This is a genomic window from Sphingomonas sp. Root710 (assembly GCF_001429065.1).
Taxonomy (GTDB): domain Bacteria; phylum Pseudomonadota; class Alphaproteobacteria; order Sphingomonadales; family Sphingomonadaceae; genus Rhizorhabdus.
The window spans coordinates 786,289-807,379 of record NZ_LMIB01000012.1 but is presented as its reverse complement, the minus strand read 5'-3'; the positions used below and the strand labels follow the sequence as shown (position 1 = coordinate 807,379).

At 62.7% G+C, this 21,091-nt stretch carries 23 protein-coding genes, 1 tRNA gene and 1 pseudogene; 12 read left to right on the top strand and 13 right to left on the bottom strand.

Going from position 1 to position 21,091, the window contains the following annotated elements:
• Positions 1-5: 5 nt before the first annotated feature.
• From ASE00_RS13730 to ASE00_RS13720, 4 genes and pseudogenes are all read right to left on the bottom strand, one after another.
• Positions 6-1,037: a HipA domain-containing protein gene (locus tag ASE00_RS13730; RefSeq protein ID WP_200957925.1), complete on the bottom strand. Its 1,032-nt coding sequence runs from the start codon at positions 1,035-1,037 to the stop codon at positions 6-8.
• Positions 1,038-1,340, bottom strand: a pseudogene (locus tag ASE00_RS24070) (HipA N-terminal domain-containing protein); the annotation flags it as partial.
• Positions 1,337-1,627, bottom strand: coding sequence for a helix-turn-helix domain-containing protein (locus ASE00_RS13725; RefSeq protein WP_056381115.1), 291 nt, complete (start codon positions 1,625-1,627; stop codon positions 1,337-1,339). The gene ASE00_RS13725 and the pseudogene ASE00_RS24070, both read right to left, overlap by 4 nt.
• Before the next feature lie 357 nt (positions 1,628-1,984).
• On the bottom strand, positions 1,985-2,455 hold the full coding sequence (locus ASE00_RS13720) for an MgtC/SapB family protein (protein WP_235538665.1): 471 nt from the start codon (positions 2,453-2,455) through the stop codon (positions 1,985-1,987).
• Positions 2,456-2,667: 212 nt separating this feature from the next.
• Between ASE00_RS13720 and otsB the strand changes: the two genes are divergently transcribed.
• Genes otsB through ASE00_RS13705 form a run of 3 tightly spaced genes read left to right on the top strand, consistent with a single transcriptional unit; the run spans position 2,668 to position 4,923 of the window.
• Positions 2,668-3,402 (top strand): trehalose-phosphatase, encoded by a 735-nt coding sequence (gene otsB / locus ASE00_RS13715; protein ID WP_235538664.1) that lies wholly within the window; start codon positions 2,668-2,670, stop codon positions 3,400-3,402.
• Entirely contained in the window at positions 3,389-3,592 is a 204-nt protein-coding gene (locus ASE00_RS13710; RefSeq protein WP_056381108.1) for a hypothetical protein, read from the top strand. Before otsB ends, ASE00_RS13710 begins: the two co-directional genes overlap by 14 nt.
• Positions 3,589-4,923: a chloride channel protein gene (locus ASE00_RS13705; RefSeq protein ID WP_056381107.1), complete on the top strand. Its 1,335-nt coding sequence runs from the start codon at positions 3,589-3,591 to the stop codon at positions 4,921-4,923. Before ASE00_RS13710 ends, ASE00_RS13705 begins: the two co-directional genes overlap by 4 nt.
• Positions 4,924-5,219: 296 nt before the next feature.
• Here ASE00_RS13705 and ASE00_RS13700 read toward each other — a convergent pair whose 3' ends face one another.
• Positions 5,220-5,648, bottom strand: coding sequence for a MarR family winged helix-turn-helix transcriptional regulator (locus tag ASE00_RS13700; protein WP_056381105.1), 429 nt, complete (start codon positions 5,646-5,648; stop codon positions 5,220-5,222).
• 793 nt (positions 5,649-6,441) lie between these two features.
• On the opposite strand from ASE00_RS13700, the gene ASE00_RS13695 reads away from it, so the two are divergent.
• The 3 genes from ASE00_RS13695 (at position 6,442) to ASE00_RS13685 (ending at position 8,251) form a co-directional block, all read left to right on the top strand.
• The gene (locus ASE00_RS13695) at positions 6,442-6,711 is read left to right on the top strand and encodes a hypothetical protein (RefSeq protein WP_056381103.1); all 270 of its coding nucleotides are present in this window, start codon (positions 6,442-6,444) and stop codon (positions 6,709-6,711) included.
• A gap of 57 nt (positions 6,712-6,768) precedes the next feature.
• Positions 6,769-6,978 (top strand): hypothetical protein, encoded by a 210-nt coding sequence (locus tag ASE00_RS13690; protein ID WP_056381101.1) that lies wholly within the window; start codon positions 6,769-6,771, stop codon positions 6,976-6,978.
• A 442-nt stretch (positions 6,979-7,420) separates the two neighbouring features.
• Entirely contained in the window at positions 7,421-8,251 is an 831-nt protein-coding gene (locus tag ASE00_RS13685; protein WP_056381099.1) for a BLUF domain-containing protein, read from the top strand.
• 648 nt (positions 8,252-8,899) lie between these two features.
• On the opposite strand, the gene ASE00_RS13680 is transcribed toward ASE00_RS13685, so the two are convergent.
• The 4 genes from ASE00_RS13680 to pstS form a co-directional block, all read right to left on the bottom strand.
• On the bottom strand, positions 8,900-9,772 hold the full coding sequence (locus ASE00_RS13680) for a phosphate ABC transporter ATP-binding protein (RefSeq protein ID WP_056381097.1): 873 nt from the start codon (positions 9,770-9,772) through the stop codon (positions 8,900-8,902).
• Positions 9,772-10,608 carry a phosphate ABC transporter permease PstA gene (pstA, locus tag ASE00_RS13675; protein ID WP_056381095.1) on the bottom strand — a complete coding sequence of 279 codons (837 nt, stop codon included), beginning with the start codon at positions 10,606-10,608 and terminating at the stop codon, positions 9,772-9,774. Before pstA ends, ASE00_RS13680 begins: the two co-directional genes overlap by 1 nt.
• 11 nt (positions 10,609-10,619) lie before the next feature.
• Entirely contained in the window at positions 10,620-11,573 is a 954-nt protein-coding gene (pstC, locus tag ASE00_RS13670; protein WP_056381094.1) for a phosphate ABC transporter permease subunit PstC, read from the bottom strand.
• A 96-nt stretch (positions 11,574-11,669) separates the two neighbouring features.
• Entirely contained in the window at positions 11,670-12,707 is a 1,038-nt protein-coding gene (gene pstS / locus ASE00_RS13665; RefSeq protein WP_056381092.1) for a phosphate ABC transporter substrate-binding protein PstS, read from the bottom strand.
• A 270-nt stretch (positions 12,708-12,977) separates the two neighbouring features.
• Between pstS and ASE00_RS13660 the strand changes: the two genes are divergently transcribed.
• The 3 genes from ASE00_RS13660 to ASE00_RS13650 all read left to right on the top strand — a co-directional run bounded on the left by ASE00_RS13660 (position 12,978) and on the right by ASE00_RS13650 (position 16,074).
• Positions 12,978-14,399 carry a hypothetical protein gene (locus ASE00_RS13660; protein ID WP_056381089.1) on the top strand — a complete coding sequence of 474 codons (1,422 nt, stop codon included), beginning with the start codon at positions 12,978-12,980 and terminating at the stop codon, positions 14,397-14,399.
• Positions 14,400-14,409: 10 nt separating this feature from the next.
• Positions 14,410-15,084, top strand: a complete 675-nt coding sequence (locus ASE00_RS13655) for a response regulator transcription factor (RefSeq protein WP_056381088.1) — start codon at positions 14,410-14,412, stop codon at positions 15,082-15,084.
• Between the two features lie 111 nt (positions 15,085-15,195).
• Positions 15,196-16,074, top strand: a complete 879-nt coding sequence (locus ASE00_RS13650) for a LysR substrate-binding domain-containing protein (protein WP_056381086.1) — start codon at positions 15,196-15,198, stop codon at positions 16,072-16,074.
• Between the two features lie 12 nt (positions 16,075-16,086).
• On the opposite strand, the gene ASE00_RS13645 is transcribed toward ASE00_RS13650, so the two are convergent.
• The 3 genes from ASE00_RS13645 to ASE00_RS13640 all read right to left on the bottom strand — a co-directional run bounded on the left by ASE00_RS13645 (position 16,087) and on the right by ASE00_RS13640 (position 17,971).
• Positions 16,087-17,061 (bottom strand): DUF4118 domain-containing protein, encoded by a 975-nt coding sequence (locus ASE00_RS13645; protein ID WP_056381085.1) that lies wholly within the window; start codon positions 17,059-17,061, stop codon positions 16,087-16,089.
• 388 nt (positions 17,062-17,449) lie between these two features.
• Complete coding sequence (locus ASE00_RS22990) at positions 17,450-17,674, bottom strand: helix-turn-helix transcriptional regulator (RefSeq protein ID WP_082594677.1); 225 nt, start codon at positions 17,672-17,674, stop codon at positions 17,450-17,452.
• A gap of 222 nt (positions 17,675-17,896) precedes the next feature.
• Positions 17,897-17,971: transfer RNA gene (locus ASE00_RS13640), tRNA-Gly, on the bottom strand.
• A gap of 177 nt (positions 17,972-18,148) precedes the next feature.
• Here ASE00_RS13640 and ASE00_RS13635 point away from each other — a divergent pair.
• Genes ASE00_RS13635 through ASE00_RS22985 form a run of 3 tightly spaced genes read left to right on the top strand, consistent with a single transcriptional unit; the run spans position 18,149 to position 19,841 of the window.
• Positions 18,149-19,045 carry a tetratricopeptide repeat protein gene (locus tag ASE00_RS13635; protein WP_056381084.1) on the top strand — a complete coding sequence of 299 codons (897 nt, stop codon included), beginning with the start codon at positions 18,149-18,151 and terminating at the stop codon, positions 19,043-19,045.
• A gap of 2 nt (positions 19,046-19,047) precedes the next feature.
• Positions 19,048-19,674 carry an LON peptidase substrate-binding domain-containing protein gene (locus ASE00_RS13630; RefSeq protein WP_056381082.1) on the top strand — a complete coding sequence of 209 codons (627 nt, stop codon included), beginning with the start codon at positions 19,048-19,050 and terminating at the stop codon, positions 19,672-19,674.
• Positions 19,671-19,841: a Trm112 family protein gene (locus tag ASE00_RS22985; RefSeq protein ID WP_082594676.1), complete on the top strand. Its 171-nt coding sequence runs from the start codon at positions 19,671-19,673 to the stop codon at positions 19,839-19,841. The genes ASE00_RS13630 and ASE00_RS22985 overlap by 4 nt, the downstream gene beginning before the upstream one ends.
• On the opposite strand, the gene ASE00_RS13625 is transcribed toward ASE00_RS22985, so the two are convergent.
• Entirely contained in the window at positions 19,838-21,058 is a 1,221-nt protein-coding gene (locus ASE00_RS13625; protein WP_056381686.1) for a UbiH/UbiF/VisC/COQ6 family ubiquinone biosynthesis hydroxylase, read from the bottom strand. The two genes, ASE00_RS22985 and ASE00_RS13625, sit on opposite strands and share 4 nt — an antisense overlap.
• Positions 21,059-21,091 lie beyond the last annotated feature (33 nt).

The following is a 21,091-nucleotide window of genomic DNA, read 5'->3' as shown; positions in this document are numbered from 1 at the left end:
CACTTCTATTCGTCGGCGATGCCGCCAGCTGCATTGCCCGTCGCCGCCGTGACGCTTTCTGCCAGCGCAAACTGCTTCGAACTCGTTGCCGCCTGTGCTTTCAAGCGTTCCACCAGCCGGGTTACGATGGCATGTGTCATCCCAGCATCGCGCATATCTCGTTGAACGCTTTCGGCTGCAGCCGGCAGTGCATCGGCCATCGCGCGAACGCGTTCAGATAGGGCCGCTGGATCCAGTTCCAGCTCGGCGGCGACCTTGTCCCAGCCGCGCGGGGAAATGTCGCGGAGGCGGTATTTTCCGCCGATCTTCATGGCGAGCTTGGCGCGCATCGGATCGAAGTCGTCATAGGGCAAGATGCTCGCCACGTCGTAGAGCGGTGCCAGTCGGACCCGGCCGGCGGCGCCGATTAAGATGGAATAATTCTTGGCATGGGCATCGGTGCCACCGATGAGCCAGTTGAGCGCGATGGCATCGAGGAATGTCTGGACGTCCTCCACCGGTGTCCGAGAATTTTCTCTCAACAGGCCGGCGATCATCGATACGCCCGGACCGCCTTCATTTTCATATTTGTGCGTTGGAAGTACGCCCAGCGCTTGGCACATATCCTCCTGATGGATGCGGATGACGCCGCGATCGGTCGCTTGCCGATCGTAGCGCTCCACGACGAACACCACCTCGTCGCCGAACCGCATGACGGTCGACGTTGCCACAGGGAGGCCAAGCGCGCGCGCGAGCACCAGGCAGAAATGCTCGTTCTCGGCATGGCCATCGAAATCGGCGCTCGGTGGCTTGAGGATGTGGGTCGTCGGAATGCGGCCGGACGGCACGCCCCAGCGATCCTTCTGAAGGAGAAGCGCGGTTTTCGGTTGTGCGCCGGCCAGGCTGAACTGCCCGGTGTCGCCGGGCCGGCGCCAGGCGGACTGATCCTCACGAAGCTGCCGGATGCGCGCTGCGATCTCCGCTTCTTCGAGCCAGGCGACGTCGCCGGCGCCGCTTTGGAGAATGGCGTCGAGACGCTCGGGGCGGACGAACTGCACGGCGCCGGCGCAATCTTCACCGACATTGGCGATCAGCGCGAACGGGTTGCGGGCCGAGACCTGGAACCGCTTCGCCCAGCGATCGAGCACGAGTTCATTATCGGGGAGCAGGCCCCAGATATAGGCGCTGATTTCGTTATGCCTGTGCTCAAGCGCTGCAAGCGGCATCGAAAGCGACAATGGATATGCGCCCCGAATATCGCGCCAGGCTTCGTCATAGATGAACGATAATTTGGCCCGGTCGTCCTGGACCACGCGGCCGATCACGCGGTCGGAAAGCAAAACGAAGAGTTCCGTATTCATGTTGCAGGCCCCTTCGCCTTGCGCACGATCGCATCGATATCGACGATATCGAGCGCGTCCGCGCTCGGGCCGGGTAGGTTGGTTCGATCAACGGACAAACTGAGGCCCAACGCCTCCAGCGCCTTCAACACCAGGTCGATCTCGGCTCGTGGCTTGCCGCGTTCGACTTCCATGACCCAGCGGCGGTTGACGCCGATACGCGACGCCAGCGTTGCCTGATCGAGCTGCTGTCTCCTGCGCTGGTCGCGAATGAACGTGCCGATCTCTTTCGCCGTGCGAACCTGCACAATGCCCTCCCGCTACCGAACGATCACTTTTTATCTATGTTACCGTTCGATCGCAATCAGAAAAAGAGAGCGTTCAATCGCATTAGAACTAAGTGATCGTTCGCTAACATAAAGATCGATCCTTGCATTTCCATGCGCGGTCACAAAGTTGGGACAGCAAGCGATATCGCGGCCATGCATGTGGCGATGCTTGCCGAATTGGCGCGGCATGGCCAGCACAGCCGACATCCGCCTCTGACTTCGTGTCCAGCCTGCTTGCCGTTCACCGCGACGGCAGCCGGGAGGCCATGGCTTCGATAAACATCCGGGCTCGGCGGATTGCTGCTGCTCCTGAGCGTTGCAACGCCCGCGTCACGCTCAATGTCCGTTATCACCGCGCGCCTCATCGCTCATCCGGGCATCATAGGTCTCCGTGAAAGGCCGTCCCGCGAGAAACAGTAGGAGGATGCCACCGGCGAGAAGCGCCCCCAGCCAAAGCAGGCCAAGGCCGCAAACGATCCCGATCGCACCAGCCGCCCAGAACGCGGCGGCTGATCCCGCGCCCTGGACGATATGCTTTTCGCGAAACAACGCGCCCGCCCCAAGGAAGCCGACCCCGGTCATCACGCCACTCATAACTCTGCCAGGATCGATCGACAGCCGCGGATCCCGAATGGCGAAGCTCGCCTCGATGAGGCCGATAATGAGCGCGCTCGACGCCAGCGAGACGATCAAAAACGGGCGGAAGTCGACTGGCTTGCGGCGCACGAAGCGCTCGATGCCGATGGCAAGCGATAACAAGCTTGCGGCCCCCAGGCGCGCAAGCACGTCCAGCCAGCTAAAATACATCGGGGAGAAAGCAGCAGCATCCATATTTCCACAACGCGTCGTCCACCCCGACCGCTCCCTGTTTCTTCGCGTCATCCGGTTGACGCGGAAAGAACTCAAATATATCGCGTTACGATACAATCGCGCTTTTGTTTCAGAGAGGTGTCCCTGTCCGGCAGCGATTCACATCGATGGAGTGCCCCATTACCTGCCTTCCCGAGCCGCCGGTTGACTTGCTCACCGACGCCAGCCTCTTTCTTGATTTTGATGGCACGCTTGTCGACATCGCCATGCGACCTGAGGCGGTGATCGTCGAACCGGGGTTGACTGCCCTTCTTCGCGAACTGGCGCGGTCCTTCGAAGGTCGGCTTGCGATCGTCAGCGGCCGCTCGCTTGCTCAGTTGGATAGCCTGCTCGGCCCCATCGCCGGCCAGATCGCGATATCCGCAAGTCACGGCATAGAACATCGCACCGACGGGCATTTGGTCCAGCCTGATCGACCTGCGTCGCTCGACGTCGTCGCCGAGGCGTTTCATTGCGCGGCAGCGAGCCACGCCGGGGCTCTGGTTGAGGAAAAGAGCTTGGGCGTTGCACTTCATTATAGGTCGGCACCAGGGTTGAGGCGGCTCGCACCGATCATCGCCAGCGGACTGGCCACGGCCCTTGGCCTGACGCTCCAAATGGGAAAGAGCGTGGTCGAGGTCCGCGCGCCCGGCGGCAATAAGGGATCAGCCGTTCGCCGCTACATGGACAGTGGGGATATGCGTGGCTCGCGTCCCATCTTCATCGGCGATGACCTGACCGACGAAGCGGGCTTCAAGGCGGCGCGGGAACTCGGTGGTCTCGGTATCCTGGTCGGTGGCTGTCGCGCGACAGCGGCGTCATTCGGCCTACCCCATCCGTTATCGGTCCGCAGATGGCTCCAATGTGCGCCGAAGGCCGGGCGAGCGCGCCATGCAGGCCGCTAAATCCGCTCCGAACGGCGCCGAGGTCCGGCTGTCGGGCGCATCCATGTTCTTTTGCGGGATGCGACGCGCGCTTGCGCTTGCAATGGCGAGTTGCATGTTGGTCGGTACCGCGGCCCAGAAGGGCGGCTTCGTCATCGTCGGATTGGTCGGTCTGACCCCTATGCTTATTCGCGTCCCGATCGAGCGATGACGATGCGTTTTCGTAACCTTACGCCGATCCGCTTGCGGGCGCTGCTGCGCCGCCATGGTCCCGAAGCTATGGTCTGGCGGCGGCGTATCGCGATCCTGGGTGGCGCGATTGTGATCGGACTGATCGCGCTGCTATTCGCAAGACTATCGGACTGGGCGGGTATGCTATTTCTGCAGATGGCCCGTCAGTGGTGGTGGATGCCGTTGGTCGCGACACCGCTTGGCTTTGCGAGCCTTGTGTGGCTGACGCGCAGGATGGCCCCGGCCGCGAGCGGCTCCGGAATACCACAGGTCATTGCAGCGTCGCGCGATCCCGAGCGCGGGATGACGGCGTTGGTCTCGGCACGAACCGTGATCGCCAAGCTCATGCTGACCATCGGCGCGCTGCTGTGCGGGGCATCGGTGGGGCGCGAGGGACCGACGGTTCAGATCGCGGCATCGATAATGGGTTATGTGCATCGGTGGATGGCGATCCCGCTGCGCGCCTCGGTATTTATCGCGGGCGGCGCTGCCGGCGTGGCCGCCGCCTTCAACACGCCGCTGGCGGGCGTGTCCTTCGCAATCGAGGAACTCGCCTCAGCCTATGAACAGCGCATGACCCTGCTCGTCATGGCGGCGGTCCTGATCGCCGGCATGGTCAGCCTGGGACTGGCGGGCGACTATGTCTATTTCGGCGTCATGCGGCAGACGCTCGGCGTGTCACAGGCGCTCATCGCGGCGCCGGTCGCGGGAGTGCTTGGAGGAATGGCAGGCGGCCTGTTCGCGCGCATGATGCTCGGCATAGCGACGACGGCCTTCGCGCCGATTCAATGGCTGCGCGCGCGACCGATCCTGTTGGCCGGCGGGTGCGGGATGGTCATCGCGATCCTCGGCACGGTGACGGGATTGACCTGGGGCACGGGTTATCGGACCGCTCATGCGGTGATCGCGGGGGCCGACGTGCCTCTGTGGTTCGGCGCGGCAAAGTTCGTCTCAACGCTGGCAACGGCGGTATCCGGCCTGCCAGGTGGTATTTTCGCGCCCTCGCTCTCGGTCGGCGCGGGTATCGGTGACATGTTGCGCAGTATCTTTCCCGACTATCCGCCGGGCGCAATCGTGCTGCTGGGCATGGTCGCATATTTCACAGGTGTAGTGCGGGCGCCGCTCACCGCTGTGATCATCATCTCGGAAACGACCGCGAGCCGCGGACTGATGATGCCGTTACTCGCGTCTGCACTCGTCGCGGACTTCGCCGGCCAGCTGGTCTGCAAGGAAAGGCTGTATCATGGGCTGTCGAAGCGCTTCGCGCTGGGCCCTACCGGCGACCCAGGCGCACGTCAGGAGGCGGGCTGATCGCTCGTCGCCACACCGTTGGCGACCGATCAGTAGCTCTTTCTCGAAGCTGTTCCTTGCAACGAGAACTGCGGCTGCGTGGTCGAGATCGGTGTGGTGGGATTGGCCGACGATGATTTCGCGCGAGCGCTGCGCACCATAGGTCAGGATGTCGACCGGATTCTGGAACCGCGTTGCCTTGGATGCGGTGGTGAATTCGCCCGAAAGCCTGTGTCCAGGGGGCTCGCGGAGCGACAGCCGTGGTCGGCGCCGCCTACATCGCCGGCCGCTGGCTTTCCCACCCCCTATTGGGGTGGTCAGCTGTTGCCGAGGCGCGCTAGCAAGCCCGTCAGCGTCGACCGGATCCGCAGTACCTCGTTGCGATGCGTCTCGGACATCTTCGCGAGGATATCTTCCGATTGCGGTGTCAGCGCGAGCATCACCCGGCGCCGATCCTGCAGCGAGGCGCGACGTTCGAGCCACCCTAGCGCGATCATGCGTTCGGCGAGTTCGCTCGCGGTATGAGGCTGGATGAAAAGCTGTTCTGCCAAGTCGCCGATGGTCATGGTGCGATCGGGCGCGGCGCGGATGGCCAGCAGGCTCTGATGTTGATGCGGCGTCATGCCGAGCGCCTTGGCGGCCTGGGCGCTGAAGTTCAGGAAGCGCCGCAGCTCATAGCGGAACGCTGCGAGCGTCTCGTAATCGGCCTGGCTGACCGCTGGGCCCCTGTCCTTGCCGCGAACCATCAGATGCTCCCAACCACGAGCGCATCAACGCCTTCGCCGGGACGGCGTCAAGTATCTCTTGTATTTTGGTTGGGATTCGCATCCCTACGTAGAGCAGGCCCATCCGTGCCCGCTTCGTTGTTGGCCGACATGACGTGGTTTGCGACGTCTTTATCAGCCTTGGCTGCTTCGTCGAGAAGCTCTGTGCCCACCCTGATTTCGCTGTCCCGTCGGATTCGATGGCCTCTCCACCAGATATAGAGGAGTACGGCGGCGGCCGCTGCCATCATCACGAAGGTTCGTAATGTCATGGGGTCCTGCAATCACTGGATATATCGATAGCGCGGTGCGCAGCTTGCAAAATACGCCTATATTTCACCTGGGAACTTCCGCGCGGCACCGAACGGAGGCGAGCTTCGCATTCGATTCTCGCTGCGAACGATCTCAACTCGTCTCGGCGGGGCGTGCAGCCGGAGCGCAGGCGCGAGGCTATTGCGTCGGGGAAAGGGTTTCCGACACGCCGACGTATCACGGATGCCACCTCCTGCTCGAATGTGGATAGGCGCAAAGCAAGCATAAGGCTTGTCATATATATCGCAATACGATATTTTCTCTCGTTCGCTATTCGCAGCGGCGCGCCCATCAAAAGGGGGCGTGTCGAGTCCCGGTCTGACACGGGCTCGTAACAACAAACGGATTTCAAGAACGGTGAGGCCCATCCTTGGTTGCGAAACACGAGCTACCCATCCCTAGGCTAGATATATTGGAAGGAAGCGGCCTTCGTTCGCTTACAGCTGATACGGCGCAAACCGTGATGGCGCGTGCTGCCGGCGAGGCGACGAGACTGGCGGGTGTGCTCACCGACATCGAACTGAACGAATGGGACGTCCGGTTGGAGCCGGCACGCCAGGCTCGGATGCCTAATCCGGACATTCGCATCGCCTGCATCAACGGTGCTGTGTATGGCTGGCCGTCTGAGCGCAAACTGTTTCGTTCAGGATCTTCGCAGGCTCTCGGTTGCTCTCGGGTGATGCCCGGGCCGCTCGATAAGGACAATGAGAACAGCCTGACCCTGTCTCGTTAAGACCGGCCAAGGGCGGTGTTCGAGCCGATATCATCAATCGGCAAAGAGGATGATTCGATGTCGGGTATAAGAGATTTCGCCATTTTCGGCGGCGGGGCGGTTGCTATGTTCGCCCTGCTTTTTACAGGGGCACACGCCAGCCCAAAGCAACGGATATTGCTCGAGATATTGCTGCTGGCGCTGGCGATCCTGCTGCTGGTGGCGCTAGATGCCGTCGCAGGTCCAGACTTTGGCCGGTTCCACGAGCCCTTGGTCCGGGTCGACTGACCGACCGGCCCGACGCAGCCGTTTAACCATCTTCCGTATAACCCGGGCAACACAGCGCGATAATCGGCGGCGGCCCGTTGCCCGCGGGACGATATATCCCGCAAGACCCGACAGCAGCGATCCATCCAGCACCGGTCTCGAATTTCCAACGAACACCGGGCGCGAAATGAGAGCCCGCCGATGAAGAGGCTCATGATGGCAGCGAGATCAGCATAGGAGGCACGGCTTATCAGCGTCCAGCTGCGTCAGCGGGTTTCGAGCCTGGGCCGATGTGAACAGCTAGCCATCGCTCGGCAAGCCCGAACATTCGACTATGTTCCAGCGAAATCCTTCCCAATGTTCACGATGCGACGTAATGCATTCGCCTGCATGAGCGCCGCCCAGGATTCGGGAATGTGTCGATCCGGCGTCGCTTCGCGGGCGCTTCGATGAAGGAACAGCGATGGATCGTGCGCAGAGGGTTCTTCACGTGGAGGATGAGCCTCTCATCAGAATGCTCGTGGCCGAGGACCTCGAGGAGGCGGGATATGCTGTTGAGATGGCCGCGAGCGGATCTCAGGCAATTTCCATCCTCCAGCAGTCGGCCTCGTCATTCGATGCGGTCATTACCGACATCAGGTTGGGTGACGGCCCCGACGGGTGGCAGGTCGCCAAGGTGGCGCGTGGGCTGAACCCGGCGCTGCCGGTAATCTATATGACGGGAGACAGCGCCGCGCTCGCCGTCGCGCATGCGGTGCCAGAGGGCATCGTTTTGCAAAAGCCGCATTGTAGAGCGGAGCTACTCGCAGCCCTCGATCTCCTGCTGCTCGACGCCCGCGTTCTCGCACAAGGCGACGCACATAAAATAAAGTTCGAGCGCAGTGCCGAACCACAGCTTTACAGCTGGATATATATTAGCCGGAGCCTTCTCAGCCCATCTGACACGGACGCGGAGATTCGCGCGATCGTGGAAGTGTCGCGCAGGAATAATGCGCGGTTAGATCTTTCGGGTGCCCTGATGCTCGCCGAGCGCACGTTCGCGCAGGTGATCGAGGGACCGCAAGCGAGCGTGATCAAGATCCAACAAAGGATCTTGGCCGATGCTCGGCACGCAGACGTCAAAACCTTGTGGGACGGCAGGATCGAGCGACGACGCTTTGCTGAATGGAGCTTGGCCTATTCAAGTTCGTCTCATTTCTTCCGATCGGTCATGGCGGAGATAGCGCATCGTCAGGATCATACCCGCTCTGGTTCGGCAGTGATAAGGTTGATGTCCCGCTTGTCCACTGGGTGAAGACCGATGGCAGGTTCGAGCGCCTGCGCACGCTCTGGCCGCAGTCTGGATAAGGCCGCTAATGCCCTATGCGCAGCCGCTCGATGATGGAGGTCATGTCACGCGAGCGAGGTTCGCCTGCGAGCTCGCGAGATCATCCGCTAGCTATGCGCGGGTACGGGCGCGACGATCACGAACGGTACCTTGTCGAGCGACCGCGTTCACATGTTCGTTGGAATCCGCCGTTCGTCTCGGCCAGCGATTTTGTCCGTCGCGCCAAGGGCCGGTCATCGCGCAAGATCCAGCAGGGATTCGAGCCCATCCGAGCCTGCTCCTGGGGCAGCATTTCTAGCGTAGAGCCTATTTCTCAACCACATCCGGCAACGTCACCAGGATATCGTCGTGCAGATCGGCCTACGTTACCCACAAACAAGGCTTCAGTCCCGCCCGATGATTCTACCCGATGTCAGGCGGTCAGCCGTTAGATAAAGGGACTCGCATGTCCAAGGGGTTGGACGCAGTCCCAGATCGTCAAAGAAGGCGTCCTGAATGCGGTCGCCTAATGTGGTAAGCCTGTCTGGGCGCTATGCTTTGCAGCGGGCAGTGCGTATGCCGACTGCCACCGATGTAACGATGCTTATATGCTCAAGGGTGACCGCAACGTCTGTGTCAGCCGAATCGGCCAGTGATGTAGTCGGTGGTACGCTGACTGCGCGGGTTCGAGAAAATGTCGCCCGTCGGCTGAAACTCCATCATCTTCCCGAGATACATGAAGCCCGTATAGTTCGAGATGCGTGCTGCCTGTTGAAGGTTGTGGGTGACGATGACGATCGTGAAGTCGCGCCGCAGTTCGACTAGCGTTTCCTCAAGCTTCGCCGTCGATACCGGGTCGAGCGCCGAGGCAGGCTCGTCGAGGAGCAGAACGTCGGGCTCCACCGCGATGCCCCGGGCCACACATAGCCGCTGCTGCTGACCACCCGACAGGCCGAGGCCTGACGTGTGGAGCTTGCTCTTCACCTCGTCCCACAGCGCGGCACGACGCAACGCCTTCTCGACAATGTCGTCCATCTCCGCCCGACTCCTGCGTTGGTAGAGCCTGACACCGAAGGCGACATTATCATAGATCGACATGGGGAAGGGCGTCGGCTTCTGAAACACCATGCCAACCCGGGCGCGAAGCCCCGCCAGATCGAGCGGCGAACGAAGCATCGCGGTGTCGTTATCGCCGTCGCGCTCTTTGAGCCGCTGGACGCTCGTGCGATCGGCGAGCACGTCATGCCCATCGAGCAGGATGCGGCCAACCGCATGCTGCTTGGGATAAAGGTTGTAGATTCTGTTGAGCGCGCGCAAGAGTGTCGACTTACCGCAGCCTGAAGGCCCGATCAGTGCGGTGATGGCGTTACGCTCGACAGGCAGGTCGACGCCATGGAGCGCCTGGACCTTGCCGTAGAAGAAGTCGAGCTTGCGCACTTCGATTGCGAGATTGTCGCGCGGCGGGAAGGCGAGATAAGTCTGCTCGCCGAGATGTTGCATGTCGCTCATCAGTATCGGGCCTCGCGGGCGATGATCCGCCCGATGATGTTGATGGTCAGGACGGCGGTAGCGATCAGCAGCGCGCCAACCCAGGCGAGACGCTGCCAGTCGTCATAAGCCGACAGCGCGAACTGGAAGATAGTGGTGGGAAGGCTGGCCATCGGCTGGGTCAGACTGGTCGAGAAGAACTGGTTGCCGAGCGCGGTGAAGAGCAGCGGCGCGGTCTCGCCGCTGATCCGGGCGAAGCCCAGCAGGCCACCGGTGACAAGGCCGGCGCGCGCCGCCTTCCAGACGATCTTGCGGATGACGAAGGCTTGGCTCGCGCCGAGCGCCATGCCCGCCTCGCGCAGCGCGCTCGGTTGCAGCGTCAATATGTCCTCGGTGGTGCGGGTAACGATCGGCGTCGCGAGGATCGCAAGTGCGACCGCGCCGGCCCAGGCGGAAAAGCCGTGGAACGGGCGCACAAGCAACTCGTAGACGAACAGGCCGATCAGGATCGATGGTGCCGACAGCAGGACGTCGTTGAGAAATCGGACGACATGGCCATAGGGCGTGTTGCGGCCATATTCCGAAAGCCAGGTGCCGGCTAGGATGCCAACGGCCAGCGCCATCGCCATGCCGAGCGCGCACATGACGATCGAGCCGGAGATCGCGTTGGCCAGCCCGCCCTCCGAACCGGGCGCGGGCTGGCTCATCGTAAAGATCTGGAGATCGATCCCGCCAAAGCCTTTGCCGACGAGCGACCAGAGGATCAGCACGAGCGCGCCGAGCGCGATCAGTGTCGCGACGATCGTTATCGCGACAAAGAACAGATTGGCGAGACGGCGATAGAGCGCGCGGTTCATGGCGTGGACCCTCAATATTTCTGCCCGCCAAGGAGCAGGCGGGCGATCGCGAGCACCCCGAAGGTTATGACGAATAGGACAAGGCCGAGCGCCACCAGGGCGGCGCTGTGCATGTCGCTGGTAGCCTCGGCGAACTCGTTCGCGATCGTCGATGCGATCGTCGATCCCGAAGCGAACAACGAATCGGGAAAGCCGTGGGCGTTGCCGATGATGAAGGTGACCGCCATCGTTTCGCCGAGCGCACGGCCCAGGCCGAGCATGACGACTCCCACCATGCCTCGTCGGACATAGGGAACGACGACTGACCGGATCACCTCGAAGGGCGTGCAGCCGAGGCCATAGGCGGCCTCGCGGAGCGCGGGCGGCACGGAAAGGAACAGTTCGCGGAAGACGGCCGCCATATAGGGCAGGATCATCACCGCAAGGATCAGCGATGCGGTAAAGATGTTCGCGCCGTTCGGAACGCCCGAGAAAAGCTTGTCCTGCCACGAATCCGGCTCGGCATTCATGATCAGCGGCAGCTGGACATGTTCGGCGAACCACGGCGCCAGCACAAACAGTCCCCACATGCCATAGACAATTGAGGGGATGCCCGCGAGCAGCTCGACCGCAATAGCGATGGGACGCGCGACCGCGCGGGGGCAGAACTCGACGAGGAATACGGCAACGCCGACCGCCATGGGAAGCGCGATGGCCAGTGACAGAAAGGCAGTAACCAAGGTTCCGACTATCGGCCCGGCGGCGCCATAGACATCGGTGACCGGGTTCCATTCGGTCGAGGTCAGGAATCGGAGGCCGAACCTCTCGAACGCTGGCCATCCGCCGATCGCGAGGCTGATGACCACACCACCCAGCGTGATCAGCAGCAACGTCGCCGCTGCGCAGCAGGCCGATCGAAAGATCGCGCCTCCGGTCGAACTGGGTGAATCGAAACGGCTATTGTTCGTGGTGACGGCGTCGGCCATGGGATCGGATCCGGCGTGGACGGGAGCTGTTAGGCTCCCGCCGGCGCAGTGGTAAGACAAGGTTGAGAAGCGAAGCCATCAGGCCCCGCTTCCCGCTCACTTCGAAACGTAGACGGGCTTGCCGCCGGCTTTGACGTTCATGACCCACTGCTTGCGCATCAAGCCTTTGACCGCGGCTGGCAGCGGCACATAGTCGAGTGCGGCAGCTGCGGCGTCGCCCGCTTTGTAGGCCCAGTCGAAGAATTTCAGGACGCTGGCGCCGGTCGCGGCATTGTCCTGATTCTTGTAGACGAGGATGAAGGTGGCTCCGGTGATCGGCCAAGCGGCGGCACCGGGCTGGTCGAGCAGCAAGATATAATTGCCCGGAGCCTTGGCCCACTGCGCCCCCGCGGCGGCGGCGGCGAAGTTAGCGGCGCTCGGGGCTGGATAGTGGCCGGCCTTATTCTGGACCATCACATAGGTGGCCTTGTTCTGTTTGGCATAGGCATATTCGACATAACCGATCGACCCCATCGTCTGTTTGACGAATGCCGAGACGCCGTCATTGCCCTTGCCGCCCAGGCCAGTCGGCCACGACACCGCGTCCGACGCGCCGACCTTTGACGCCCAGGTCGGGTTTTTCATCGACAGGTAGGAGGTAAAGAGGAACGAGGTGCCCGAGCCGTCCGAGCGATGTACGACGGTGATCGGCAGGTTGGGCAGCTTGACGCCCTTGTTCAGCCCCGCAATGCGCGGATCATTCCACTTGGTAACCGTACCCATGAAAATGTCGGCCAGTAGAGCGCCGTTCAGCTTGATCTGCCCTGGCTTGATCCCCGGCAGGTTCACAACCGGCACGACGCCGCCCATCACGGTCGGGAACTGATATAGACCTGCCGCATTGAGCTCCTCCGGCTTGAGCGGCTTGTCCGACGCACCGAAGTCAACGGTCTTGGCTTTGATCTGCTTGATGCCGCCACCCGAGCCGATCGCCTGATAGTTGAGGCCGACGCCTGTCGTCGCCTTATAGGTTTCCGCCCATTTCGCGTAGACCGGCGCCGGGAAGGTCGCACCCGCGCCTGAGATGTCGGCCGCCTGGGCCTGACTGGCAAAGCAAACGACCGCGCCAAGGGCGGTCGCGAACATCTTCTTCATTTTGGAATCTCCCAGATGCCGGAAGAACCCCCGGCGAGACCCGGGGATTAGTAAGTTCATATTACATCATTGTGACAGGAGATTGATGTCTCTGATGATCTCGCCGCTTCAGTTCCACTAGGTATCACTGTGATGCGGGTGATGATGTTCGGCGCACTGGCGATAGATCACATTGATGTAATTAAAACTTACATCAATGTGTCATAAACTAAATCTAACAGCACGCCGGGCCCGGTGATGACCGCCGGGACGGAAAGGGGTTTTCACCAAATGAAGAAGCAGATGTCTTTCCTCGGCGGGGCGGGGCTGGCAGCGCTGGCGATGCTGGGTGCCGGAACGGCCGCTGAAGCGAAGCCGGTCCATCATACCGATGCGGAATTCGAGGCGCTTAAGGCGCAGGTCGACCGTTTAACCGCGCGCCTCGACGCGCAGGATGGCGCTCAGCGCAATGCCACCGAGCAGGCCGCACAGGCGCAGGCCGCCGCCGCCGCGGCCAGCGAGCGCGCCCTCGCCGCACAAGCTGCCGCCGATGCCGCCGCCAAGGCCGCCCCCGCCGAGGTCAAATCGCAGCTCGCTTCCTGGAAGCCGAAGCTCCCCGGTCTCGACGGCACGTCGATCAGCGGACGGATGTATTTCAACATCTCGTCGATCTCCGCGAAGAATGGCGGCGTGAAGACCATCGGCGCCGGCTCGCTGAATGGCGCGGGCTTCAACATCAAGCGCTTCTACCTGGGCGTCGATCACAAATTCAGCGACGTCTTCTCGGGCAATGTGACGATGGATGTGAACAACGTCATCGGCCAGACGGCAAACAGCAATTTCCAGACCCCGACTGCGACCACTGGCGCGGCGGCCGGCGCCACCACCAATGTCAACAACGTCGCTCTGGTCGGACGGGGCTTCTATATTAAGAAGGCCTATCTCCAGGCGAAGATCAATCCGGCGCTCATCATCCGCTTCGGCGCGGCCGATCTGCCCTGGATTCCCTACGTCGAAAATCAATATGGGTACCGCCATATCGAGAACACGGTCGCCGATCGCCTGAGCTTCGGCACCTCATCCGACTGGGGCGTCCATGTTCTGGGCGATCTTGCCGGCGGGCTGTTCAGCTACCAGATTTCGGTGATCGACGGTGGCGGCTATCGCAACGTGAAGCTTACCAAGTCGGTGGACGTCGAAGGTCGCGTTTCAGTCGCGTATAAGGGCTTTTATGCGGCGGGCGGCGGCTATGCCGGCAAGCGTGCCAACGACGTCCAGGGCGCAGTCCTTTCGAACGGTAATGACCTGCACACCGCATCCCGGATCGACGGGCTGATTGGTTATAAGAACAAGCTGTTCACCGTCGGCGGCGAATATTTTCACGCTAAGAACTGGAACAATGTAACGACCGTCGCAACCGACAAGACCGATGGCTATTCGGTGTTCGGAAGCATCAACTTCGCCAAGACCTGGAGCGCTTTCGGCCGTTACGACTGGGTGAAGCCCAGCAAGATCCTGAACCCGACAGTGAAGGACCAATATTTCAACTTCGGCATCCAGTGGGAGCCGGTGAAGATCGTAGACCTCGCGCTTGTCTACAAGCATGACCGTGCCCGAAACGGCGCGATCGGCACGAGCAATGGCACGATCGGTGCCGCGACCATCGGCGGCAAATACAGCGAAATCGGCCTGTTCGGCCAATTGCGCTTCTAACGAGCATCTGATGCCGAGCCTCCTTCTGATCGATCGCCGCCCGCGGGATAGCGTGGGCCTTTCCTCCGCCCTGGCGAAGGCCGGATATGCGGTGACCCATATCGAACGGAGCGAACTCGTCTCGGATTTCGTCAAGCTCAACCGCCCTGCCACTATCCTGGTGGGGCGGTTGCCGACCGATATTTTTCGCCATGAAATGTGCGCTCTTCTCCGCCGGGCCGCGCCGGCAAGCAGCACCGCGATCATCGTCCTGGCCCCGCAAGCGACCCGGCTCACCCGGATACGCTGCCTGGAAGACGGCGCCGACGACATCCTCGACGAGGATATGCCCATCGATCTGTTGACGGCACGTATTCGTGCGCTTGGGGCTCCGCTCAGCCGCACGAGAGAAACGCGTATCCTGCGCTATGGCCCGATCGAAATGTCGATCGACGAACATAAGGTCCATGCCTGCGGGGCGACACTCGACCTTCAGCCGACAACATTTCAAGTTTTGCGCTCTTTCCTGGAACGCCCCGAACAGATTCTCTCGCGCAGCGAACTGCTGGCGAGAAGCACGCGAATCGCTACTTCGCGCTCGCTCTACAAACACGTCCGCCTGTTGCGCCGCGCCCTTGCAACGTTAGGTGTGGGTGACCCGATTATCACGAAGCCGCCTCTGGGTTACATGCTTTCGATGCGATGACGATTCACAGTCCGCGTGATTGCGGAAGGAACAGGTGGAATATGCTGCCACCGTGCTATAGGCGGGAAGCAGGGTGCCGCACGCCCGACCGGAGTTCCCGCGACAATCGTCATGAGTGCCAAGCCGACCCCTCCTTTCACCGCCCTGCGCGCGATCGAGGCCGCTGTCCGGCATCGCAGCTATACTTGGGCGGCGAAGGAATTAGCGATAACGCACAGCGCCATCAGCCAAGCGGTCAAGCGGCTAGAAGGCGAGCTCGGCACCAAACTCTTCGAACGACGCGGAAGCGCGATGGAGCCTTCCTCCGCCGCGCTCCAGCTCGCCGAAGCCTATGCCGACGCGGCGGTGGTGCTGAGCCGGTCACTCGAGCGGGTCGCCAAACTGCCACCGGCGGATCGTCTCGTCATAGCCATGCCGCCCGCCTTCGGAAGGCTATGGTTCTCGCCACGCCTGCCCCGGCTGTCGGCGGCTTTTCCTGACATCACGATCGAAGTCCGCACCGCGCTGAACGCCGAGACGACCGACGAGAGCAACCTCGTCATCTCGCTGGGCCCGCCGCCCGGTGACGGCTGGTCGATCGAGCGACTGTGCGACATCACGCTCGAGCCCTGGTGTAGCCCGGATTTCGCAAAAGCCCATCGCATCAAGAGCCCTGCCGACGTGCTGAATGTCCCGCTGATCGCAGAACGGGGTCTGCCGTGGTCGCTATGGCTGAACCAACTAAAGATCGCGGGCCCGGCTCCCCGGTCAGGTCACATCTTCGACGACAGTTCGATGCTGCTCGACGCGGCACAGCGGGGTGAGGGTCTCGCCCTGTCGCCGCGACTGCTCTCTCAACCCTATCTCGTCGCGGGAGCGCTCCTCTGTCCGGTCCCGATCCCGGCCTCTGCGGGCGTACAATTGTTCGCTTCCTGGCGCGGGCGTCCTGGTTCCCGCCAGACGGTCGACCGGTTTATGACCTGGCTGCGCAGCGAGATGCCTCTGCGCTGATCCACCCGCGTCTCAATGCAGCAGGGTGGAGGGCGGGTCGATGGGAGTCGCTAAGTCGCCGACAGGGGGCGCTAATGGGACCGACAGGCTGAAAGTCACATTCGCGCCTTCGCTGTGCCATGAGAACCGGCCATTCATCTGCTCGACGGCTGCGTTCATAAGCTGCCTGGAAATATCGTCGATGCCGGAGGCGACGTGGCCCATCTGCGCGGTAAGCGTCATAGTGCAGCAAAGCTCATCGCTGTCAATTCTTAGGTCGATCGGTGCAAGCATATCGCGCGGCGGGCTGGCGGCCACCGCGCCGAGCCACTCAAGGAGAATGACTCCGGTCGACGTTGCCTGCTCAGCCCCGAACATGACGCGGTCGCCCGAGATGGTAACCGGACGAGCTCTTTGGCCCGAGGTCTCGATGCTTGCTTGAATGAGCTGTCGAGCGAAGCCGGCAAAATCGATCGGAGCGATTGCTTCGTCAGCGATCGCGCGGTGTGCCCGCACAATTCCCATCGTTCGTCGTGATGCCTCTGCCAGTGCAGTGCGGTAGACTGCGTCGCCACCCTCCCCAGCGCGGGCCTGAAGCAGGGCCGAAACGAGCTGCAGGTGATGCGTGGTGCGCTCGTTCAACTCCTTGAACAGGATAGCATTGCCCTCGGCTAGCCCTTCGGCGCGCAAGTGCTCTAGGCGGTATTTTTGTACCGCGCGCTGCATCCCCATGATGAAATAGATGTCGATCGCGCAGGTGAGCGCGAAAAAAGCCATGCCGGTAAGGGCCTCGACATTTAGCTTCATCGAGTAGACCGGGTCGGCAAAAGCCCAGTAAGCCAACAGTGCCGATAGGATGCTGGCGACAATCGCCGGGCCGGAGCCGCAAAAAAAGGCGGCTAGAACAACGGTCAGATAAAAGATCGAGAAAACGAAACTATTGTGGCGGAAAACCGGATCAAGGGCGCTGCGCGTGGCAAAACCGGCCCCAACGAGCGACAGCGCCATGCCATAAGCGCTCGCACGTCGCAGAATTTTTCGGTTCAACATCGAAATGGTTCGGCAAAGATGGGCAGGGAGGTGCGCAATATACACATGCGCATTACATTGCCCAGAGGTCACCAAGGCCGGCGCGCATCCGCAACGGCCAAGCTCTATAGCCGGCTTTGCTACGTGGGGCCCCTGGGGCACTGAAAGCGGCAGTTAGACGAGTAAGGTCGGGGCGGTAATGCGCGTCGGTCGCGGGCCCATGTTCATACGCCCGCTTGCAAGCTTACAAGCTGCCAGGCGACTGCCTGCCCCAAGCGCATCGCGAGCAGACAGGCCTTGCGTCTCCGTTCGAAACCATTTGCAGCCTCGAAAGCCGCGCGTGCCTGCCACGGCATTGGCCAAGGCCTTATCTGCGCAATTTGTGGGCCGCTTCAGTAGTAGACGCGCACGCGCGTGCGTCAGCCCAAGCATTGAGATCTGAGAACGCATATATGACCCGCCGACCGAGCTTTCTGTACAACGGGCCTCCGCCCACTACCCGAAGTTTCTCGAGTGTGCGCGGCGACAGGTTGAGATATTTCGCGGCCTGCTCATTGGACAGAAATCGAGGCGTCGTCACTGAATCGATCATCGCATATCCTCCGACGCTACAAATATCCGGAATGCGTCGGCAGCGGCATGGCCTAACTGGGGAACCCAGGGGGCGTCTGGAGGCAAATCAGCTGACAGCAGCCGATTACGAAATGGCCGCGAATTACTCCTCGGCTGGAAACAAGCTGCTTACCCATTGCTTACCTGATGGGCCCGACTGGGCCGGGTAAGCAAAATTGTTTCTAAAAAAGTCCGGAAAGACTGGAGCGGGCGAAGGGATTCGAACCCTCGACCCCAACCTTGGCAAGGTTGTGCTCTACCCCTGAGCTACGCCCGCTCTGGCGTCGATCCGCAGGGGCTTCCCTGCGGTCGAGGCGCGGCTATTAGCTTGGGGGTGTTCGGTCCGCAAGCCTGAATCTGCATAAATCTTACAGGACTTGGCATATGCCCGGCCGCTCCCACATAAGGGGCGGGAAACGAGCCGGTTGGAGAATCATAGGTGGCGACTTTGGGGATGAGCGCGGCGGACAAGGAAGCGATCGAGGCGTTCCGTCGCGACGTGGTCGAGCCGTCGATGACCAGCCTCGTCATTCTCGATTTCTGGGCCGAATGGTGCGGGCCGTGCAAGCAGCTGACCCCGGTGCTCGAAAAGGTCGCCGCCGATTATGCCGACAAGGGCGTGGTCTTGGTCAAGATCAACGTCGACGAGCAGAAGATGATCGCGGCACAGTTCCGCGTCCAGTCGATCCCCACCGTCTATGCGCTGTTCCAGGGCCAGCTCGTCGCCGATCTGACCCCGGCGCGGACCGAAGGGCAGCTCAAGCAGATGCTCGACCAGATCCTCCGCCAGCTGCCGATCCAGAGCGACGCCGGCAAACTGCATGAGGACATCGCGCCGCTGATCGCAATGGGCGAAGAGGTGCTCGAAGCCGGGGACACCGAACGGGCGCTGTCGATCTTCGGCCAGCTGATCGACATGGCCCCCGAGGATGTCGAGGTCGTGTCGGGCATGGCGCGCACGCTGGTCCGCACCGGGCAGCTCGACGAGGCCGACGCGCTGCTCGCCGTGCTGCCGCCCGAGAAGGCCAAGGAAGCGCCGATCGCGCGGGCGCAGGCGGCGGTGGCGCTCGCCCGCGAGGCGCAGCCGGTCGACGATCTCGGCCCGCTGCGTGCAAAAGTCGCCGCCAATCCCGATGATCATGACGCCCGCTTCGAACTGGCGGGCGGGCTGATGGCGGCGGGGGACCGCGACGGCGCGGCCGACAACCTGCTCGAGATCATTGCGCGCGACCGCGACTGGAATGAGGGCGCGGCGCGGCAGCGGTTGCTGAAGCTGCTCGAAGTGGTCGGGCTGGAGGACGGCTGGGTCCGCGATCAGCGCCGCCGCCTGTCGGCGATCCTGTTCACCTGATCATGGGACGGGGGACGATCCAGCGCCTGTCGATCTTTCCGCTGGCGGGCGCTCTGCTCTTCCCGCGTTCGCAATTGCCGCTGCACATCTTCGAGCCTCGCTATCGCGCGCTCGTCACCGATGCACTGGCGCGCGACCGGCGGATCTCGATGATCCAGCCGCGCGGCGAAGGCGAGCCGCCGCCCTTGTTCGAGGTCGGCTGCATCGGCCATATCCGCGAGGTCGAACGGCTCGACGACGGCCGCTTCAACATCGTCCTCGACGGCATCACCCGCTTCCGGCTCGTGCGCGAGCTTGCGGTGACCACGCCCTTCCGGCAGATCGAAGCCGACCTAGCCGGTTTTCCCGATGCCGATGCCCCTGACGCGCTGCCCAGCATCGTCCGCGCCGAGATCGAACGCGAGGCGCGGCGCTTCGCCGACAGCCGCGGCGTCGCGGTCGACTGGACCGGCGTCAGCCGCCTCGATGACGAAACGCTGGTCAACGCCATCTCGTCGATCGCGCCGTTCGACTCGGCGGCGAAGCAGGCGCTGCTCGAAGCCGTGACGCTGGCCGAGCGGGCCGATCTGCTCGCCCAGTTCCTCGGCTTCTTCCGCCGCGGCGACGACGAGCCGGCGACCCTCCAATGAGCATCGATCCCGCATTGCTCGCGGTGCTGGTCTGCCCGGTGACGCGCACCCCGCTGCGTTATGACAAAGCGGCGGAGGAGCTGGTGTCGGACGCGGCCGGGCTGGCCTATCCGATCCGTGATGGCGTTCCGGTGATGCTGGTCGAAGAGGCGCGGCGGCTGGCCTAGATCGCCAGCCCCTGCAGCAGGCGTGGGAGCTTCCCCGTCTCACCCCGCGCTTCGGCCATGAAGCGCTGCTTCAATGGTCCTAGCCGCTGCACTGCGCCCAGCCCGAAGCGGCGGATCGCGCGCGGGGCGCGGCCGGGCAGGCCGAACAGGCGGGTGAGTCCGTCGGTCGAGGCGGCGACCATGAAGCTGTCGAGGCTGCGCCAGCGCTGATAGCGGGCAAGCAACTGCGCATCGCCGGGATCCATGCCCAGCCTCATCCCCTCGACGAGCACTTCGGTCAGCGCCGCGACGTCGCGATAACCCAGATTGACGCCCTGGCCAGCGATCGGATGGATGCCGTGTGCGGCGTCGCCGACCAGCGCGAGGCGGGTGTCGGTGATCCGCGCGGCATGGTGGAAACCGAGCGGATAGGAGGAGCGCGGCGAGATGATCCGCACCGCGCCCAGCATTCCGCCCATCCGCTTCTCGGCCTCGGCCTGATAGGCGCGGTCGGGCAGGCCCAGCATCGCGGGCGCATGCTTTGCATCGACGGTCCACACCAGCGCCGAGCGGTGTTCACCATCGGCTCCGTCGATCAACGGCAGGATCGCGAAGGGCCCCGCCGGGTAGAATATCTCATAGGCGGTGCCGCCATGCGGCTTCTCATGCGCGATCGAGGCAATCATCGCGACATGGTCGTAGCTCCACCGCGCGATGGTGATTCCGGCGGCTTCACGGGTCGGCGACTGGCGGCCTTCCGCGCCGATCAGCAGCGCGCCCTCGACCGTTTGTCCATCCGCCAGCGTGACGCGCACGCCGTCGAGGTCGCGGTGGACCTCGGCCGGGCGGGCGGGGCGGAGCAGTGTCAGCCCTTCGATGTCGCGCGCGGTCGCGTCGAGCGCCAGGCGCAGGTCGCGATTCTCGAACATATAGCCGAGCGCGCCGTCCTCGGCCGCGGGCTCGAACATCAGGCTTTCGGGGCTCAGCCCGTCCTGGACCCGGATCGTCGCGATCGGACATCCCCGGCCCGCAAGCCGTTCGCCGACGCCGATAGCCTCGAGCATCCGCCACGGCGCGCTGGCGACGGCGGAGGCGCGGCCGTCGAAGCTTGCCGCCAGCGTTTTCTCCGGGTCCGCCGGGTCGATCACCGCCACGCTGATCTGATGACGGGCGAGCGCGATACCGAGCGTCAGCCCGACCAGGCCGCCGCCGAGGATGATGACGTCATAGCGATCCATGGGGGCGTCATAGGGGCTCATGCGGTCAGGCGC

Coding starts and splice junctions, on each gene's coding strand:
- ASE00_RS13720 (WP_235538665.1), bottom strand. CDS start 2,455: ATGTATTTTAGCTGGCTGGACGTGCTTGCGCGCCTGGGGGCCGCAAGC.
- ASE00_RS13710 (WP_056381108.1), top strand. CDS start 3,389: ATGCAGGCCGCTAAATCCGCTCCGAACGGCGCCGAGGTCCGGCTGTCG.
- ASE00_RS13705 (WP_056381107.1), top strand. CDS start 3,589: ATGACGATGCGTTTTCGTAACCTTACGCCGATCCGCTTGCGGGCGCTG.
- ASE00_RS13700 (WP_056381105.1), bottom strand. CDS start 5,648: ATGGTTCGCGGCAAGGACAGGGGCCCAGCGGTCAGCCAGGCCGATTAC.
- ASE00_RS13695 (WP_056381103.1), top strand. CDS start 6,442: ATGGCGCGTGCTGCCGGCGAGGCGACGAGACTGGCGGGTGTGCTCACC.
- ASE00_RS13690 (WP_056381101.1), top strand. CDS start 6,769: ATGTCGGGTATAAGAGATTTCGCCATTTTCGGCGGCGGGGCGGTTGCT.
- ASE00_RS13685 (WP_056381099.1), top strand. CDS start 7,421: ATGGATCGTGCGCAGAGGGTTCTTCACGTGGAGGATGAGCCTCTCATC.
- ASE00_RS13680 (WP_056381097.1), bottom strand. CDS start 9,772: ATGAGCGACATGCAACATCTCGGCGAGCAGACTTATCTCGCCTTCCCG.
- pstA (WP_056381095.1), bottom strand. CDS start 10,608: ATGAACCGCGCGCTCTATCGCCGTCTCGCCAATCTGTTCTTTGTCGCG.
- pstC (WP_056381094.1), bottom strand. CDS start 11,573: ATGGCCGACGCCGTCACCACGAACAATAGCCGTTTCGATTCACCCAGT.
- pstS (WP_056381092.1), bottom strand. CDS start 12,707: ATGAAGAAGATGTTCGCGACCGCCCTTGGCGCGGTCGTTTGCTTTGCC.
- ASE00_RS13660 (WP_056381089.1), top strand. CDS start 12,978: ATGAAGAAGCAGATGTCTTTCCTCGGCGGGGCGGGGCTGGCAGCGCTG.
- ASE00_RS13655 (WP_056381088.1), top strand. CDS start 14,410: ATGCCGAGCCTCCTTCTGATCGATCGCCGCCCGCGGGATAGCGTGGGC.
- ASE00_RS13650 (WP_056381086.1), top strand. CDS start 15,196: ATGAGTGCCAAGCCGACCCCTCCTTTCACCGCCCTGCGCGCGATCGAG.
- ASE00_RS13645 (WP_056381085.1), bottom strand. CDS start 17,061: ATGGCGCTGTCGCTCGTTGGGGCCGGTTTTGCCACGCGCAGCGCCCTT.
- ASE00_RS22990 (WP_082594677.1), bottom strand. CDS start 17,674: ATGATCGATTCAGTGACGACGCCTCGATTTCTGTCCAATGAGCAGGCC.
- ASE00_RS13635 (WP_056381084.1), top strand. CDS start 18,149: ATGAGCGCGGCGGACAAGGAAGCGATCGAGGCGTTCCGTCGCGACGTG.
- ASE00_RS13630 (WP_056381082.1), top strand. CDS start 19,048: ATGGGACGGGGGACGATCCAGCGCCTGTCGATCTTTCCGCTGGCGGGC.
- ASE00_RS22985 (WP_082594676.1), top strand. CDS start 19,671: ATGAGCATCGATCCCGCATTGCTCGCGGTGCTGGTCTGCCCGGTGACG.
- ASE00_RS13625 (WP_056381686.1), bottom strand. CDS start 21,058: ATGGATCGCTATGACGTCATCATCCTCGGCGGCGGCCTGGTCGGGCTG.